The sequence below is a fragment of the Roseomonas gilardii genome, assembly GCF_001941945.1.
Taxonomy (GTDB): Bacteria; Pseudomonadota; Alphaproteobacteria; order Acetobacterales; family Acetobacteraceae; genus Roseomonas.
In genome coordinates this window covers 481,006-495,895 of record NZ_CP015583.1, presented here as the reverse complement: position 1 = coordinate 495,895, position 14,890 = coordinate 481,006, and the positions used below count along the sequence as shown (strand labels likewise).

Below are 14,890 nucleotides of genomic sequence, written 5' to 3'. Positions count from 1 at the left end.
TCCCACGCCCTCAGCCCAGCGCCCCCCGCAGCCACGTCACGAATTCCCGCCCCGCCCCCGTCTCCACGCTGTCGGAGAACGGAACCGCCCCCCATCGCTCCGGCAGGGTCGTGAAGCCGCAGGGCGCCACCAGCCGCCCGGCCGCCACATCCTCCGCCACCAGCCGCTGCTCGGCCACGGCCACGCCCAGCCCGGCCAGCGCCGCCCCGATGCACAGATGTGTGTGAGGAAACCGCAACTCCTCCTCCCAGGCGGCGGCGCGCCCGGATTCCGCCGCCCACCCGTCCCAGGCCCGGCCCGTATGCTCATGCGCGATCCGCACCGCCATCCGCAGCCGCCCCGCCTCCACCCGCACCGGATAGCCGGGCGCGCAGACCGGCCCCACCGCCACCGGGCCGAGCAGGATCGCCCGCGCCTGGTCGGCGGGCGGATAGGAGCCCCGGTCCCAGGCGATCACCAGCGCCGCCCCCTCGAACCGCACCTCCCGCGCCGTGGTCATGGACAGCCGCAGCCGCACGCCCGGATGCCGCTGGTGGAACTCGCCCAGCCTCGGCACCAGCCAGCGCATGGCGAAACTCGCGCTGCACGCCACATGCACCACCGGCCCCCGCGCCTCCTCCAGCAGCCGCGCCCAGCCGCCCTCCAGCCCGTCCAGCGCCTCCGCCACCACGCGCAGCAACGCCTCGCCGCGCGCGTTCAGCCGCAGCCCCGTCCCCGCCTTGTCGAACAGCGCGCAGCCCGCCGCCTCCTGCAACGTGCGGATCTGCCGGCTCACCGCCCCATGCGTGCGCCCCAGCTCCGCCGCGGCCCGCGTGACGGAGCCCAGCCGGGCCGTGGCCTCGAAGGCCCGCAGCGTGGACAGCGGCGGCAACTGGCGCAGGGCCGGACCTCCGTGAGCTTTCCGCACAGATCGGCGACAACTATTCGATATGCCGCCCCCGGCACCTCGTCTAGCAACGCCCTGTCACGGGAGACGGAGCGCACCGCCATGGCCACCATCGCCACGATCGAGGAACTGGAACGCATCTACGGCGCCCTCGGCGCCGTGGGGGAGGCCTCGACCGCCAAGGTCGCCGGCCACATCACCCCGCAGTACCGCCGTTTCATCGAGGCCGCGCCCTTCCTCGCCCTCGCCACCTCGGGGCCGGAGGGGTTGGACTGCTCCCCGCGCGGCGACATGAAGGGCTTCGTCCGCATCGCCGATCCCGGCACGTTGCTGCTGCCCGACCGCCGCGGCAACAACCGCATCGACAGCCTGCGCAACGTGGTCCGCGACCCGCGCGTCGGGCTGATGTTCCTGATCCCCGGCATCGGAAACGCCATGCGCGTCAACGGCCGCGCCACCATCGACGACGACCCCGCTTTGCTCGAATCCTTCGCCGTGGAGGGCAAGGCGCCCCGCACCGTCATGGTGATCAAGGTCACCGAGGTCTATTTCCAGTGCGCCCGCGCGATCATCCGCGCCGGCCTCTGGCGCCAGGACAGCCAGGTCGATCCCAAGACCCTGCCCACCCCCGGCCAGATCCTGGCCGAGATGAGCCAGGGCCGCGTCGGCGGCGAGACCTATGACAGCAGTTGGGCCGAGCGCGCCCGCCAGACGATGTGGTGAGCCGCCGCATAGCCAGACCCGCTGGCCGCTCCTGGGCCTCCGGCCTCAGCCGAGCAACCCGGTCCGGTACAGCACCACCCGCACGCCTCCATGCGGCACCGGCGCCTCCGCCGGCAGGAAGGGCAGCCCCGCCGCCTGCGCCAGCCGCGCCTCGCTGGTCACCATCCCTACGCGCCAGCCGGCGAAGCGCTGCCGCAGCACCTGCCCGAGCGTCTGGTACAGCGGCAGCAGCGCCCCCCGCTCGCCGAGCCGGCCGCCATAGGGCGGGTTCACCATCACCACCCCGGGCACCGCGCCCTCCGGCACCTCCAGCGCGGCGATCGGCCCCTGGTGGAAGCGGGTGAAACCCGCGACCCCGGCGCGCTCCGCATTGGCGCGGCTCATCGCCACCGCCCCGGCATCCCGGTCGCTGCCGAAGCACGGGGCCGCCGGCTCCCGCGCGCTGCGCACCGCCCGCATCGCCGCCCAGGCCGCCGCGTCGAAGCCCGCCAGCTTCTCGAAGGCGAAGGAGCGCCCCCGTCCGGGGTTCAGCCGCGCCGCGATCTCCGCCGCCTCGATCACGAAGGTGCCCGAGCCGCACATCGGGTCCAGCACGCTTTCGGTGCCCGTGAAGCCGCATTGCCGCAGGAACAGCGAGGCCAGCGTTTCCCGCATCGGCGCCGCGTTCACCTCGGGCTTGAAGCCGCGCCGGTGCAGCGGCTCGCCGGAGGTATCGAGGCTGATCGTGCAGACATCCCGCTCGATGCGCGCCCGCACCACGATCTCCGCCTCGTCGGAGGCCGGCGCGCCCACCGTTTCCCGGATGGCCCGCGCGATCCGTTCCGCCGCCGCGCCGCTGTGATAGATGCGCGACCCGGCGCAGGTGGCCTCGACCCGGAACGGCACGTCCGGCCGCAGCACCCGCGCCCATTCCACCCGCCGCGCCCGCGCGTCGAGCTGCGCCAGATGCGTCACGCGGAACGAATCCAGCCGCGCCAGCACGCGCCCCGCCCCGCGGACCCAGAGATTGGCGCGCCACACCTCGGGCCAGCCGCCCCGGATCGTCACGCCCCCCGGCACCGGCTTCGCCTGCTTGAAGCCCTTGCCGCGCACCTCGTCGTGCAGCACGGCCTCCAGCCCCGGCGGGGCTGCCAGGAAAATCTCGAAATCCTGGTCCTTGGTCATCCGGTCCGCCTGGAAAGCTGGGAGTGGCATGGTCTGCGCCGGCCGGCCCGAAACTGCCCGGCAGGTTGCCGAGGCAGGGGCGGCGCGTTCCTCCTACCATCCCAGGGCGGGCGCGCCCATCTCGCCGCCCTCCCCGGGGCACGGCCCGTGCCCCCCCCTGCCATCGCCAGACTGGCCTTCTCCCGGCCGGGAAGGCAGGATCGGGTTCGGATGACCCTGCTTCCCCAAACCGAGGAGGAGGACGAGGCCGAGCGCATCGCCGCCTGGCTCGCCGCCCGGCCGCATTTCCTGGCCGAGCGTCCCGCCCTCTACCGACGCCTGGAACCGCCCCGCCGCGTGCATGGGGAAAGGCTAGCCGACCATATGGCGGCGATGCTGGCGGCCGAGCGCCACGCCCTGCGCGACACCGCCCGGGCCGCGCGCTCCGGCGACAGCCTCGCCACCCGCGTCCAGGGCGCCGTGCTGGCGCTGATCGGCTCGCATGATCCGGCCGAGACCATCGCCCTGGAATGGCCGACCCTGCTGGGCCTCGATTCCGTGGCCCTGGCCGCCGAGGGCCTGCCCCGCCGCCACATCCGCCCGCTCCGCCCGGGTGTGGTCGGCCGCCTGCTGCTGCCGGGGCGCCACCTGCTGCTGCGCGACCGTGGCGCCGCCGGGCTGCCCGACGACAGCGCCCTGCATGGCGAAATGGCCCCCCTCGTCACGCGCGACGCCCTGCTGCGCCTGCCCGGTACCGGGCTGCTGGCCCTCGGCACGCGCGAGCCCGCCCTGCTGCCCGCCCAGGGCTCCGGCCGGGCCCTGGACTTCCTCGCCCGCGCCGCCGCCACGGCCCTCGCTCCGCGCGGAGGGGAGGCCGCAGCCCCATGAGGCGCCCTGCCACCGCCCGCGAAACCCGGCCCGCCCCGGCCATGCCGCCGGAATCCGCCGCTCTCGACGCCATCGCGGCTCGCGCCGCCTTTCTCGACTGGCTCGCCGGAGAGCGGCGCTCCAGCCGCCACACGGTCACCGCCTATGGCCGCGACCTCGCGGATTTCCTGGGCTTCCTGACGCATCACCTGGGCCGCGAGCCCGACCTCGCCGCCCTGGCCACGCTTCGCCCCGCCGATCTCCGCGCCTTCCTGGCCCGGCGCCAGGAGGATGGCGCCGGCAATGCCACGCGCGCCCGTCAGCTCGCCGCCGTGCGCGCTTTCCTGCGCTGGCTGGCCCGCCATCATGGCCTGCCGCTGGACATGCTGGCGGGGCTGCGCGGCCCCCGGCTCAAGCCTCCCATCCCCAAGGCTCTCACTGCCGCCCAGGCACGCGGCGTGGCGGCGGAGATCGGCCAGGGCCAGGACGATCCCGCCCTGTCGGCCCGCGACAACGCCCTCTTCACGCTGCTCTACGGCGCCGGACTCCGCATCTCCGAGGCGCTGTCCCTCGATGTCCGCGACGCCCCGCAGCCGGGCGGCACGCTGCGCATCCGCGGCAAGGGCGACAAGGAGCGCCTCGTGCCCGTCCTGCCCGCCGTGGCTGCCGCCATCGCCGAATCCCTGCGTTACCGCCCCGGTGCCCGGCCGGAGGACCCGCTCTTCATCGGGGCCCGGGGGGGGCGCCTGCACGATGCCCTGGCCCGCAAGCTGATCCAGAACCACCGCCGCCTCGCCGGCCTGCCGGAACATGCCACCCCGCATGCCCTGCGCCATTCCTTCGCCACGCATCTGCTGGGCGGCGGCGCCGACCTGCGTGTGATCCAGGAGTTGCTGGGCCATGCCAGCCTGTCCACCACCCAGCGCTATGCCGCGGTGGATGCCGCGGGCCTGCTGGAAACCTGGCGCAAGGCGCATCCGCGCGGAGACTGACAGAGTCAGGGCAATTTCCTTGACCTTGTAGGATTTTTATCCTAAAAAATCAAGGTCAACGGGCGAACCGCGTCCGATGGCCCTCCCCAACCCACCTTCGCACCGGAATCCCTGGCCGCCCCGTCCCGGACGCAGCCAGGGCTGTCGTGCCTCCATGCCCAAGGGCTTGGTTCGGCGCGGCCGGTGCGGCGCGCGAGGCCAGCCCTATGCCCCTGCCCCATCTGCCGCTCGCGGTGGCGCTGCTGCCGGATATCGCCCGGCGACTCGCCACCGACTCCTCCGGACGTCTCGGAAACCGGATCTCCGAGACCGTCACCCAGGCCACTGGCGCCGCCGAGGCTCAGGCTGCCCATGCCGCCGTGGCGGCCGATTCCGGCCTCGCGGCCGGCCTCCGGATGCGTCTGGCGGAGGTCCTGCTGACGCACCCACCGGAGGGCACTGCTCCCTCCCCGGCCAGCGACGCCAACCCCGCACCCGGTCACTTGGAACTGCCGTCCCTGCAACCTCTGCCCTGGGGGCCGGCCCTGATCTCCAGCCTGGTGATCCTGGCCTTCCTGGTGGTGATGGTGCTGCTGGTCTCCTTCAACCATGCCTTCCCGCCGGAAACCGCGGCGCTGGTGAACATCACCGTGGGCACGCTGGGGGCGGCCTTCGCCTCGGTGGTGAATTTCTGGATCGGTTCCTCGCAATCCGCGCATGAGAAGGACCGCCTCGCCGGCGTGCTGCAACGGGCGCAGACGGCACAGGCCGGCGCGCAGGTGCAGTCCGCCCTGTCCACGCTGCGCGACATGGCCGGGGCACCAGCCGGAGCCGCCAGCCTGGCCAACCTGCCCCGAACCGCCGCCCCGCCCGATTCGGCGGAAGCGCGCTTCGACCGCTGCCTCGCCATCGTGCTGCAACAGGAAGGCGGCTTCGTGAACGATCCGCAGGACCCCGGGGGCGCCACCAACATGGGCATCACGCGAGATGTGCTGAGCACCTTCCGCGACCGGGCGGTGAGCGTGGACGAGGTCCGCGACCTGTCCCGTGCCGAGGCGCGCGAGATCTACCGTGCCCGCTACTGGACGCCGATGCGGTGCGCCGAGCTGCCGCCCGGGGTCGATCTCGGCGTCTTCGATTTCGGGGTGAATGCCGGCCCCTCGCGCGCGGTGAAGCTGCTGCAGAAAGCGGTAGGCGTGACGGCGGACGGTTCGGTCGGCCCCATTACCCTGGCCGCCGCGCGGGCGCTGGAGCCGGAGCGGCTGATCGCCTCCTTCTCCGAGGCCCGCCTCGCCTATTACCGCTCGCTGGACGGTTTCAGCCGTTTCGGCCGGGGCTGGACCAGCCGGACGGAGGCGGTGCGCGCGGCGGCGCTCCGGATGGCCGGTACGCCCAGCCGGGCCGCCGCCTGAGGCACACGGCATCCACTCGCATGGCGCCGGGGGGCTTCCCCTCCCCGGCGCCATGCGCTAGACGGGCGCTGACGGACCCGTAGCTCAGCTGGATAGAGCGTTGCCCTCCGAAGGCAAAGGTCGTACGTTCGAATCGTATCGGGTCCGCCATTTTCCTTATATTTCCGCGACTTGACTAGGTTGGCTTGCCAGCCTGGATCGCTGCGCCCGACACTCGGCTTTCTCGCCAGGGAATCGCCGCGCTGTCCCGTTCCGCCCGCCTGCTCGACCTGCTCCAGGCCCTGCGCCGAAGGCGGCATCCGGTCCGCGGCGCCGATCTGGCCGAGGAACTTGGCGTTTCGCTGCGCACCCTCTATCGCGACATCGCCACCCTCCAGGCCCAGGGCGCCGCCATCGAGGGCGAGGCCGGGCTTGGCTATGTTCTCCGGCCCGGCTTCTTCCTTCCGCCCTTGCGTTTCAGCGAGGACGAGATGGACGCGCTCCTGCTCGGCCTGCGCTTCGTCGCCCAGCGCGGCGACCCGGTGCTCGACGAGGCGGCCGAGGACGCGTTGGCCAAGATCCTCGCCGCCATGCCGCCGGAGGCCGAACTCCAGGCACGCGATGGCGCCCTGCTCTCCGGCATGGACGACAGCGCCGGCGCCCCGCATCTCGCCACGCTGCGCGAGGCGATGCAGCAGGAGCGGCGCCTGCACCTCCGCTACACGGACAAGAAGGGTGTCGCGAGCGAGCGCATCGTCTGGCCGGTGGCGATCGGCTTCTTCGGGGAGGCCGAGGTCCTGGCCGCCTGGTGCGAGACGCGGCAGGACTTCCGGCATTTCCGCCTCGACCGCATCGTGGCGCTCCGGATCGACACCGACCGCTACCCGCGCCGCCGTCGGCTTCTCCTGGCCGAATGGCGGCTGCAGCAGGATCTCGAGGACCTGTTCTGACCGCTGCTGACGGAAGCTGTCACCGCGCCCGGCCATGCTGTCTCCCGAACCTTGAGGCCAGGAGACCCGGCATGCCGCAACTCGATCTCACGATCCTCTATGTGGCCAGCGCCACGGACAGCGCGGCCTTCTACGCCCGGCTGCTGGGCCATGCGCCCGAGGAAGCCTCCGCCACCTTCGCCCTCTTCCGCACCAATCCTGGCGCCGGCATCGGCCTGTGGCGGCGGGATGGCGTGGAACCGCCGCCCACTGGCACACCGGGCACGTCGGAGCTCGCTTTCCTCGCCGCGGATGTCGATGCCACCCATGCCGAATGGCTGGCGGCCGGCGTCACCATCCTGCAACCACCCACGGAGATGGATTTCGGCCGCTGCTTCACCGCGCGGGACCCGGACGGCCATCGCCTGCGCGTCTTCCGTCCGGGCTGAAACGGGCAAGGCCCCCCGGGGCGCCACCACGAAGAATTTCCCGTGACAGGGGTGGTCCCGGGGCGGCGGGGCTGACATTGCGTGGCGGACCGGGCGCCTCCGGCGCGCCCGCCACGCCAGCCCCACCCGGTGCCATGATGACCCCAGCCCGCCGACGCCCCGCCAACCGCCATGGATAGGCATGTCCTGAACGGCGTGCTGCTCGCCTTCCTCGCCTATGCCTCCTATGCGTTGAGCGACGCCTCGATCAAGCTGATCGAGGGCGCGCTGGACCCCTTCGAGGTCGCCTTCTTCGGCGCCGTGCTGGGGCTGGCGGCGATCCCCTTCATCCTCGGCCCCGGCGACCGGCCGGTGGATCTGGTGGTGTCGCGCCACCGCGGCCTGTGGCTGCTGCGCGGCGTCTTCGCGGTGGTCGGCAGCCTGTCCAGCATCATCGCCTTCACCGCCCTGCCGATGGCGGAGGCCTTCTGCCTGATCTTCCTGCTGCCGGTCTTCGTCACCATCCTCTCGGTGCTTTTCCTGAAGGAAGCCGTGGGCTGGCGCCGCTGGTCGGCGGTGATCGTCGGCTTCCTGGGCGTGCTGATCGTGCTGCGTCCCGGCTTCCGGGAGCTCACCGCCGGGCATCTGGCTGCCATCATCGGCGGCTTCTCCGGTGCCGTGACGATCATCATCCTGCGGGCCCTGGGGGGAAAGGAGAAGCGGATCTCCCTCTACGGCGCCGGGCTGATCGGCCCGATCCTGGTCAGCGGGCTGCTCATGCTGCCGCGCTTTGCCTGGCCGAGCGGCGAGCAGTGGCTCTACCTCGCCGGCTACGGCCTCCTCGCCGCGGGGGGCAATGTGCTGATCATGCTGGCCTCGGCCAAGGCCCCCGCCAGCCTCGTGGCGCCGACCCAGTACAGCCAGATGCTCTGGGGCGTCGGGCTGGGCTACGCGATCTTCGGCGACCGGCTGGACGGCTGGATGTTCCTCGGCATGGCGGTGATCGTGGGCTCCGGCCTCTTCACCTTCCTGCGCGAAACCAGGCGCACCACCTGGTGGCGTCGCGTGCCGCCGGTCCATCCGCAATAGGGATTCGGTCGGGAGGGCCGGTGCCCGTCGCCGGCCCGCTGCCGGACAGCCGGAAACAGAGGCTCCACCGCCCCTCCGATCAGCGCACCTGCGACAGCGGCGGCAGGGGCCGCGCGGCCGCCTCCATCCCGTCCCAGGGGTCCGGCGCCTCCAGGCGGACCGGGGCAGTCGCGATGGTGAAGCGCCGGGGGTCGAGCCCCTCCGTCACCTCCGCCCAGTCCAGCGGCATCGCCACCGGGGCGCCGGGGCGGGCGCGGGGCGACCAGGGCGCCACCGCCGAGGCCCCGCGCGCATTGCGCTGGAAATCCAGGAAGATCCGCCCTTCCCGCCCGGCCAGGGCGGATTGCGTGGTGAAGCGTTCCGGCGCCTCCCGCGCCAGCCTCTCGCAGATCGCCGCCGCCACCGCGTGCAGCCGGTCCCAGCGCGTCCCGGCGGCCAGGGGCACCACCAGATGCAGCCCCTTGCCGCCCGTGGTCTTGCAGAAGGGCACGAGGCCCAGCGCCAGCACGCGCTCCCGCAGCGCCAGGGCCGCCGCGACCACCGCGCCGAAGGACAGGTTCTCCGCCGGATCGAGGTCCAGCACCATCCGGTCCGGCTGCGCCAGCCGGGCGCTGCGGGCTCCCCAGGGATGGATCTCCAGCACGCCGGACTGGGCCAGCGCCACCAGCGCTCCGGCGGAATCCACCTGGATCAGCGGCTTCTCCTCCCCGCGCGGGCGCACCGTGCCGACCAGTGGCGAAAGGCCCCGCGCGGCATGGCGCTGCACGAAGCGCTCGCCCCCGATCCCTTCCGGTGCCCGCAACAGAGTCAGCGGCCGCCCCACGATGGCGGGCAGCAGGCGCGGCGCCACGCGTTCCAGGTAGCGGGCGAGGTCCTGCTTGGTGACCGGCCCCGCATCGCCGGAGGGGGGCCAATAGACACGCTCCGGATGCGACAGCGCGACGCCCGACATGGTCGGGCCGGGGCTGCGATGCCCACCCTGGCGGGGCGGGTTCATCCGGGTGCCGGCGCGCCCGTGGCGATCTGGGCCAGGTCGCGTCCGGACAGGACGGAGGTCGTGGCCTCGCGCAACAGTGCGTCGCCGGAGCCGGGCCGGGCCTCCTCGTCGCGGTCCTTGATCAGCAGCCAGTTCCGGCGCGTCCCACGCCCGCGTCCGCGCATCAGCACCAGATGCCAACCGCCCTTCAGACGCGTGCCGTGCAGGCGGAGGTGCAGACGCCCCCCGGCCAGGTCCGCCGCCGGGTCCTCCGAGAGCGGTTCCCAGCTCCCACGGTCCCAGAGCAGCACCGTGCCGGCGCCGTAGCCGCTGCCGATCACCCCCTCGAAGCCGCCATAGTCGAGGGGATGGTCCTCCACCTCCACCGCGAGGCGCTTCTCCTCCGGATCGAGGCTGGGGCCGCGCGTCACTGCCCAGGATTTCAGCACACCATCCAGTTCGAGGCGGAAGTCGTAGTGCAGACGCGTGGCGTCGTGCTTCTGCACCACGAAGAGACCCGTAGGCCGCCCACCGTGGCGGATCACGCCTGCGGGTTCCGGCGTCTGCCGGAAATCGCGCTTCTGGCGATAGCGGGTGAGCGGGTCGCGATCGGTCATGGCGAAGGCAGAACGCTTCAGCCCCGCCCAGGTTCGGCCGTGGGGGCGTGCGGTCAGTCCATGAAGGCCAGGGCCAGCCCCGCCGCCTCGGCCGGGGGCACCACCAGCCGCGCCCCGTGCCGGACCGCCGTCACGCCATTCCCCGCCAGCAGCACCGCCACCTGTTCCGGCGCGGCGCAATGGAGGCTGAGTGCCACCATCCGATCCCGCCCTTCCTCCAGCGCCGGGACCTCGCCGAAACGTTCCGCCACCGCATCCGGCCGCAGCACGAGGACGGTGCCGGAACCGGCCGGCAGGCAGAGGCCACCCTCGGTTTCCCGCACCGAATCCGCCCCGAAGAGGCGCCGGAACAGGTCGCCCATCCGCTCCGGCTCCCCGGAGGCGATGACGAATTCCGCCACGCCGGTCACGCCGTTGGGATGCCGGCGCCATTCCTCGCGCCAGACCAGTTCCGGCGTGTCGTGATGGCAGAAGAAGACCCGCCCATTCTGGACCGCCGGGTCGGTGACGCTGGCGGTGCGGAAACGCGCATCCCGGCTTTCCTCGCCCAGCCGCACCGGGCGGCTGAATTCCCGGGCCTCACCGATCGGCGCTCCCTTCGCATGCAGGCGCTCGGCGAAATCGGGGGCGTCGGGCTTGAAGACGAGGCCGTTCAACCCCGGCGGCGCGTTGTGCAGGTCCGCCCGCTGCGGCGCCCGGCCGGGCTCGTAGCCAAGGAGTTCGAGGTAGTCCTGGCCGAAGATGGCGAGATGGTTGCTTGACCCCAGCGTGTGGTGGCCGCGCTCAGTCATGTCGAAACCGAGCCGCGTGTACTGCGCCAGCGCCGCGTCGAGCTGGTCGCCCACGGTGATGACCACATGGTCGATGGTGGGGGACAGATCGCTCATGGTTCGGCTCCCTTGGCGCCCGATGGCGGCCAGGAAGTCTCGCCCGCCCGCCTCGCCCGGGTCCATCCTCGAAGAGTCATATCCGGATAATGATAATCACTTGCATTTGGATTCCGGGCGTGCTTAAACTCTCTTCGCGGGCACCACTACCCCGCATCCCATCGAATGCCTCCTGCATTCAGACGTCGGAAACTCCCTACAGCCCGGTCGGCAACGACCGGGCTGCTTTTTTTCGTGCGGCCGCCTGCTTCCAGGTGCGCGGCGCACCGGGGGCTGGGATCAGGCCGGCACGTAGCCCAGTGCCCGGTCGCGCGCCCGGGCCTCCGCCGTCCGTTCCTCCGGCGGGCCGAAGCCGCCGCCGCCCGAGGTTTCCAGCCGGATCACGTCGCCCCGGCGCAGGCGCAGGTTGTTGACCTTGGAACCCAGGCTTCGCACCTCATTGCCGCGCAGCAGCAGGAGCCGCCCGGCGCTGCCCGGCTCGCCGCCCGCCAGCCCATAGGGGCGGAAGCGGAAGCGCTCGGCATTGGCGGTGAAGACGGCCTCCTGCGCGTCGATGCGCCACTCACGCACCAAGCCCAGGCCGCCACGATACCGTCCCGCGCCGCCGGAACCGGGCAGCAGCCCGTAGCGCGTGATCGTCAGCGGCAGCTCGCTCTCGATCATCTCGGCGGGGATGTTGGAGTTGTTGTGCATGCCGAAGGTGAAGGCGCTCAGCCCGTCGCCCTCCGGATGCGCGCCGCTGCCGCCGACCTCGATCTCCACCAGCACGCCCCGCGCGCCGTCTTCCTGCACCGTCTGGAAGGAGCACACGTAGCTGACGCCGTAATAGGCGGCTGGCACGCGCTCCGGCACCGCCTGGTGCAGCGCGCCGAGCAGCGTGGTGGCGAGGCGGTGCGTCGCCGCGATCCGGTTCGCCACCGGCGCCGGGTGGCGGGCGCTGACGACCGTGCCCTCCGGCGCGGTCACGGCGATGGGACGATAGCATCCGGCATTGGCCGGGATCGGCTCGTCGGCCACCGCCATCACCGCATAGGAGACGGCGGAATGGGCCGAGGCGAGCGTGGCGTTGACCGGCCCCAGCGCCTGCGGGCCACAGCCGGAGAGATCGACCGACATCTCCTCCCCGCACACGGTGATGGCGGCATGGATGCGGATGGGGTCCGCCGTGATGCCGTCATCGTCGAGGAAATCCTCGAACTCGTAGTGCCCGTCGGGAATGCGGCCGATCATCGCCCGCATGGCTCGCTCGGAGCCGTCCAGGATCTGCGCGCAGCCCGCGACCACCGCATCGGCGCCGAAGCGCGCGGCGAGCTTGCGCAGGTTGGCCTCGCCCACGGAGAGCGAGGCGATCTGTGCCTGCAGGTCGCCCCAGAGGATCTCCGGCTGGCGCACGTTCTGCCGCATCACCGCCAGCAGGTCGGCGTTCAGCACGCCGCGCCGGTAGAGCTTCAGCGGCGGCAGGCGAAGCCCTTCCTGGAAGATCTCGGTCGCGGTCGCGGCATAGGAGCCCGCCGCCATGCCGCCCATGTCGAGATGGTGGCAGAGCGTGCCGACGATGGCGATGCGCTCCCCCTCCGCGAAGACCGGGCGGAAGGCCAGGATGTCGGGGATGTGCTGGCCACCGCAATACGGGTCGTTGGTGATGACGACATCGCCTTCCTCCCACTGTGCCAGCGGCAGGTGGTCGCGCACCACGGTCAGCAACCCGGCGCTCATCGAGTTCAGGTGCTGCGGGATGCGGGCGGATTGCGCGACGTTGTAACCGTCGCGGTCGAAGACGGCGGTGGAATAGTCCAGCAGTTCCCGCACCACGGTGGAGCGGCTGGTGCGCCAGACGGTCACGTCCATCTCGGCGGCGGCGGCGGTCAGGCCGTTGCGCAGGACCTCCAGTTCGACAGGGCCGAGCATGACCGTCACGCCTCCAGCTTCCGCGCGATCAGCGTCCCGTCCGGCCCGGGCGCGCAGCGCCAGCCGGGGGCGATGAAGGCGGTGGTGTATTCCTCCTCGATCAGCGCCGGCCCTTCGACCGGGGCGGTGACCTGCTCGCGCTGGTGCACCGCGGCCTCCTGCCAGCGACCGCCGAGGAAGATCCGCCGTGCCTCCGGCTTGCGGTCGGCGCCCAGGCCGGGACGGCGCACCGTCTCGGCGCGCGGCATCAGGCCCGTGGCGGTCAGCCGCAGCGCCACCAGTTCCACCGGCGCCGCCGGGTTGCTGTAGGAGAAGCGGCGCTCGTGCAGATGGTGGAAGCCGGCCAGCAACGCCTCCAGCGCCGCCGCGTCCGGTGCGGCGTCACCCGCGGGTGCCTCCCAGGGCACCACCAGCTCGAAGGCCTGGCCGCGATAGCGCAGGTCGGCCGAAAGGGCGAAGCGGCGCGCCTCCGCCGGCACGCCATCCGCGGCCAGCAGCGCGTCGCCCTGCTCCCGCAGCGCGGTGCAGCTTTCCGCGATGCGGGGCAGGTTCTCCGCCGCGGCCGGCATCACCCGGCTGCGCGCCACGTCATGCACGATGTTGGAATGCAGGATGCCGAAGGCGGAGAAGGTGCTGGCATCCGCCGGGAAGATCACCTCGCCGATGCCCAGCTCCTCGGCCACGGGGATGGCGTGCAGGCCGCCCGCGCCGCCGAAGGAGAGCAGGCTGAAATCGCGCGGGTCGAGCCCCTTCTCGAAGAGGCTGAGCCGTGCCGCCGAGGCGAGCGCGTTGTTGACCACGGTGAGCACGCCCTCCGCCGCCGCATCCGTTTCCAGCCGCAGGGGCTGCGCCACCCGGGCGGCGATGGCCCCGCGGGCGCCGTCCGTGTCCAGCGCCATGGCGCCGCCCAGGAAGAAGCGCCCGTCCAGCCGGCCGAGGGCGATGTTCACATCCGTCACCGCCGGTTCGGTGCCGCCCCGGCGGTAGCAGACGGGGCCAGGAAAGGAGCCCGCCGAGCGCGGCCCGACGGTGAGCCGCCCGCCGGAATCCACCGCCGCGAGGGAGCCGCCGCCGGAGCCGATGGTGCGGATCTCGATCATCGGCAGGCGCACCGGCAGGCCGTCGATCTCGCCCTGGGTCATCAGCGTGACCTGGCCGCCCTGCACCACGCAGATGTCGAAGGAGGTGCCACCCATGTCGGCGCCGACGAGGTTCGGCCGGCCCAGCGCCTCGGCGGCGCGCATGGTGGCGAGCGCCCCGCCGCTGGGACCGGACAGCAGCAGCCGCACCGGCTGCCGCGACGCCATCCCGGCGGAGCAGACGCCGCCATTGGACTGAACCAGCAGCAGCCTCGCCGTCAGCGCACGTTCCTCCATGCGCTGTTGCAGGCGGGCGAGGTAGCGCCCCACCACCGGCATCAGCAGCGCATTCAGCACGGTGGTCGAGCTGCGCTCGTATTCGCGGATCTCCGGGCTCACCTCGGAGGACAGGCTGAGCGGCAGGTCCGGGAACTCGGCGCGGATGCGCCCGGCCAGCAGCTCCTCATGCGCCGCGTTGACATGGGCGTTGAGCAGGCAGATCGCCACCGCCTCGGGCTCCAGGGCGCGCAGCCGCTCCAGCACCGCCGACACCGAGGCCTCGTCCAGCGCCGTCTCCACGCTGCCGTCGCCGCGCAGCCGCTCCGCCACGCCGAGGCGCCGGTCGCGCGGCACCAACGGCGGTTCCACCTTCTGCTTCAGCCCGTAGATGTCGCGGCGGGTGTGGCGGCCGATCTCCAGCACGTCCTCGAAGCCCGCCGTGGTCAGCAGCACGCCCCGCGCGAGGCAACGCTCCAGCACCGCGTTGGTGGCGATGGTGGTGCCGTGCAGCAGAAGGCGGATGTCGGCGAGGGCGAAGCCGTAGCGTTCCGCCGCCGCCTCGATGCCCGTCATCAGCCCGATGGAGGGGTCCTCCGGCGTGGTCGGGGTCTTGAGGCTGTGCAGCCTGCCGCTCCGCTCGTCGAGGATCTGCAGGTCGGTGAAGGTGCCTCCGATATCGATGCCGATCCGGATATGGCGCTGGGAGGACAAGGGAGG

The 14,890-nt window shown here is 72.5% G+C and carries 14 protein-coding genes and 1 tRNA gene; 8 read left to right on the top strand and 7 right to left on the bottom strand.

Annotated elements, in window-relative coordinates; genetic code table 11:
• Nucleotides 1-10: 10 nt before the first annotated feature.
• Nucleotides 11-871 (bottom strand): LysR substrate-binding domain-containing protein, encoded by an 861-nt coding sequence (locus RGI145_RS02185; protein WP_083670298.1) that lies wholly within the window; start codon nucleotides 869-871, stop codon nucleotides 11-13.
• Nucleotides 872-988: 117 nt separating this feature from the next.
• Here RGI145_RS02185 and RGI145_RS02180 point away from each other — a divergent pair, with 117 nt between their 5' ends.
• Nucleotides 989-1,609, top strand: coding sequence for a pyridoxamine 5'-phosphate oxidase family protein (locus RGI145_RS02180; protein WP_075797049.1), 621 nt, complete (start codon nucleotides 989-991; stop codon nucleotides 1,607-1,609).
• A gap of 45 nt (nucleotides 1,610-1,654) precedes the next feature.
• Here RGI145_RS02180 and RGI145_RS02175 read toward each other — a convergent pair whose 3' ends face one another.
• Nucleotides 1,655-2,773 carry a THUMP domain-containing class I SAM-dependent RNA methyltransferase gene (locus RGI145_RS02175; protein WP_075797048.1) on the bottom strand — a complete coding sequence of 373 codons (1,119 nt, stop codon included), beginning with the start codon at nucleotides 2,771-2,773 and terminating at the stop codon, nucleotides 1,655-1,657.
• Between the two features lie 210 nt (nucleotides 2,774-2,983).
• Between RGI145_RS02175 and RGI145_RS25360 the strand changes: the two genes are divergently transcribed.
• From RGI145_RS25360 to RGI145_RS02140, 7 genes are all read left to right on the top strand, one after another.
• Nucleotides 2,984-3,640, top strand: a complete 657-nt coding sequence (locus tag RGI145_RS25360; protein WP_027282933.1) for a hypothetical protein — start codon at nucleotides 2,984-2,986, stop codon at nucleotides 3,638-3,640.
• Between the two features lie 41 nt (nucleotides 3,641-3,681).
• Complete coding sequence (locus RGI145_RS02165; protein ID WP_075799758.1) at nucleotides 3,682-4,611, top strand: tyrosine recombinase XerC; 930 nt, start codon at nucleotides 3,682-3,684, stop codon at nucleotides 4,609-4,611.
• Nucleotides 4,612-4,817: 206 nt separating this feature from the next.
• A complete protein-coding gene (locus RGI145_RS24610; RefSeq protein ID WP_083670296.1) occupies nucleotides 4,818-6,002 on the top strand; it encodes a glycoside hydrolase family 108 protein in 1,185 nt (394 codons plus the stop codon).
• A 73-nt stretch (nucleotides 6,003-6,075) separates the two neighbouring features.
• A tRNA-Arg gene (locus tag RGI145_RS02155) sits at nucleotides 6,076-6,152 on the top strand.
• Between the two features lie 35 nt (nucleotides 6,153-6,187).
• On the top strand, nucleotides 6,188-6,931 hold the full coding sequence (locus RGI145_RS02150; protein WP_237183170.1) for a helix-turn-helix transcriptional regulator: 744 nt from the start codon (nucleotides 6,188-6,190) through the stop codon (nucleotides 6,929-6,931).
• A 71-nt stretch (nucleotides 6,932-7,002) separates the two neighbouring features.
• The gene (locus tag RGI145_RS02145; RefSeq protein ID WP_075797047.1) at nucleotides 7,003-7,359 is read left to right on the top strand and encodes a VOC family protein; all 357 of its coding nucleotides are present in this window, start codon (nucleotides 7,003-7,005) and stop codon (nucleotides 7,357-7,359) included.
• Nucleotides 7,360-7,530: 171 nt separating this feature from the next.
• Nucleotides 7,531-8,427, top strand: coding sequence for a DMT family transporter (locus RGI145_RS02140; RefSeq protein ID WP_075797046.1), 897 nt, complete (start codon nucleotides 7,531-7,533; stop codon nucleotides 8,425-8,427).
• A gap of 79 nt (nucleotides 8,428-8,506) precedes the next feature.
• On the opposite strand, the gene ligD is transcribed toward RGI145_RS02140, so the two are convergent.
• The 5 genes from ligD to RGI145_RS02115 form a co-directional block, all read right to left on the bottom strand.
• A complete protein-coding gene (ligD, locus tag RGI145_RS02135; RefSeq protein WP_075797045.1) occupies nucleotides 8,507-9,424 on the bottom strand; it encodes a non-homologous end-joining DNA ligase in 918 nt (305 codons plus the stop codon).
• Complete coding sequence (locus tag RGI145_RS02130; protein ID WP_075797044.1) at nucleotides 9,421-10,020, bottom strand: DNA polymerase ligase N-terminal domain-containing protein; 600 nt, start codon at nucleotides 10,018-10,020, stop codon at nucleotides 9,421-9,423. Before RGI145_RS02130 ends, ligD begins: the two co-directional genes overlap by 4 nt.
• 53 nt (nucleotides 10,021-10,073) lie before the next feature.
• On the bottom strand, nucleotides 10,074-10,907 hold the full coding sequence (locus RGI145_RS02125) for a VOC family protein (protein ID WP_075799755.1): 834 nt from the start codon (nucleotides 10,905-10,907) through the stop codon (nucleotides 10,074-10,076).
• A 279-nt stretch (nucleotides 10,908-11,186) separates the two neighbouring features.
• Nucleotides 11,187-12,815 carry a hydantoinase B/oxoprolinase family protein gene (locus RGI145_RS02120; protein ID WP_075799754.1) on the bottom strand — a complete coding sequence of 543 codons (1,629 nt, stop codon included), beginning with the start codon at nucleotides 12,813-12,815 and terminating at the stop codon, nucleotides 11,187-11,189.
• Nucleotides 12,816-12,820: 5 nt separating this feature from the next.
• Nucleotides 12,821-14,884 (bottom strand): hydantoinase/oxoprolinase family protein, encoded by a 2,064-nt coding sequence (locus RGI145_RS02115; protein ID WP_075797043.1) that lies wholly within the window; start codon nucleotides 14,882-14,884, stop codon nucleotides 12,821-12,823.
• Between the last annotated feature and the right edge of the window lie 6 nt (nucleotides 14,885-14,890).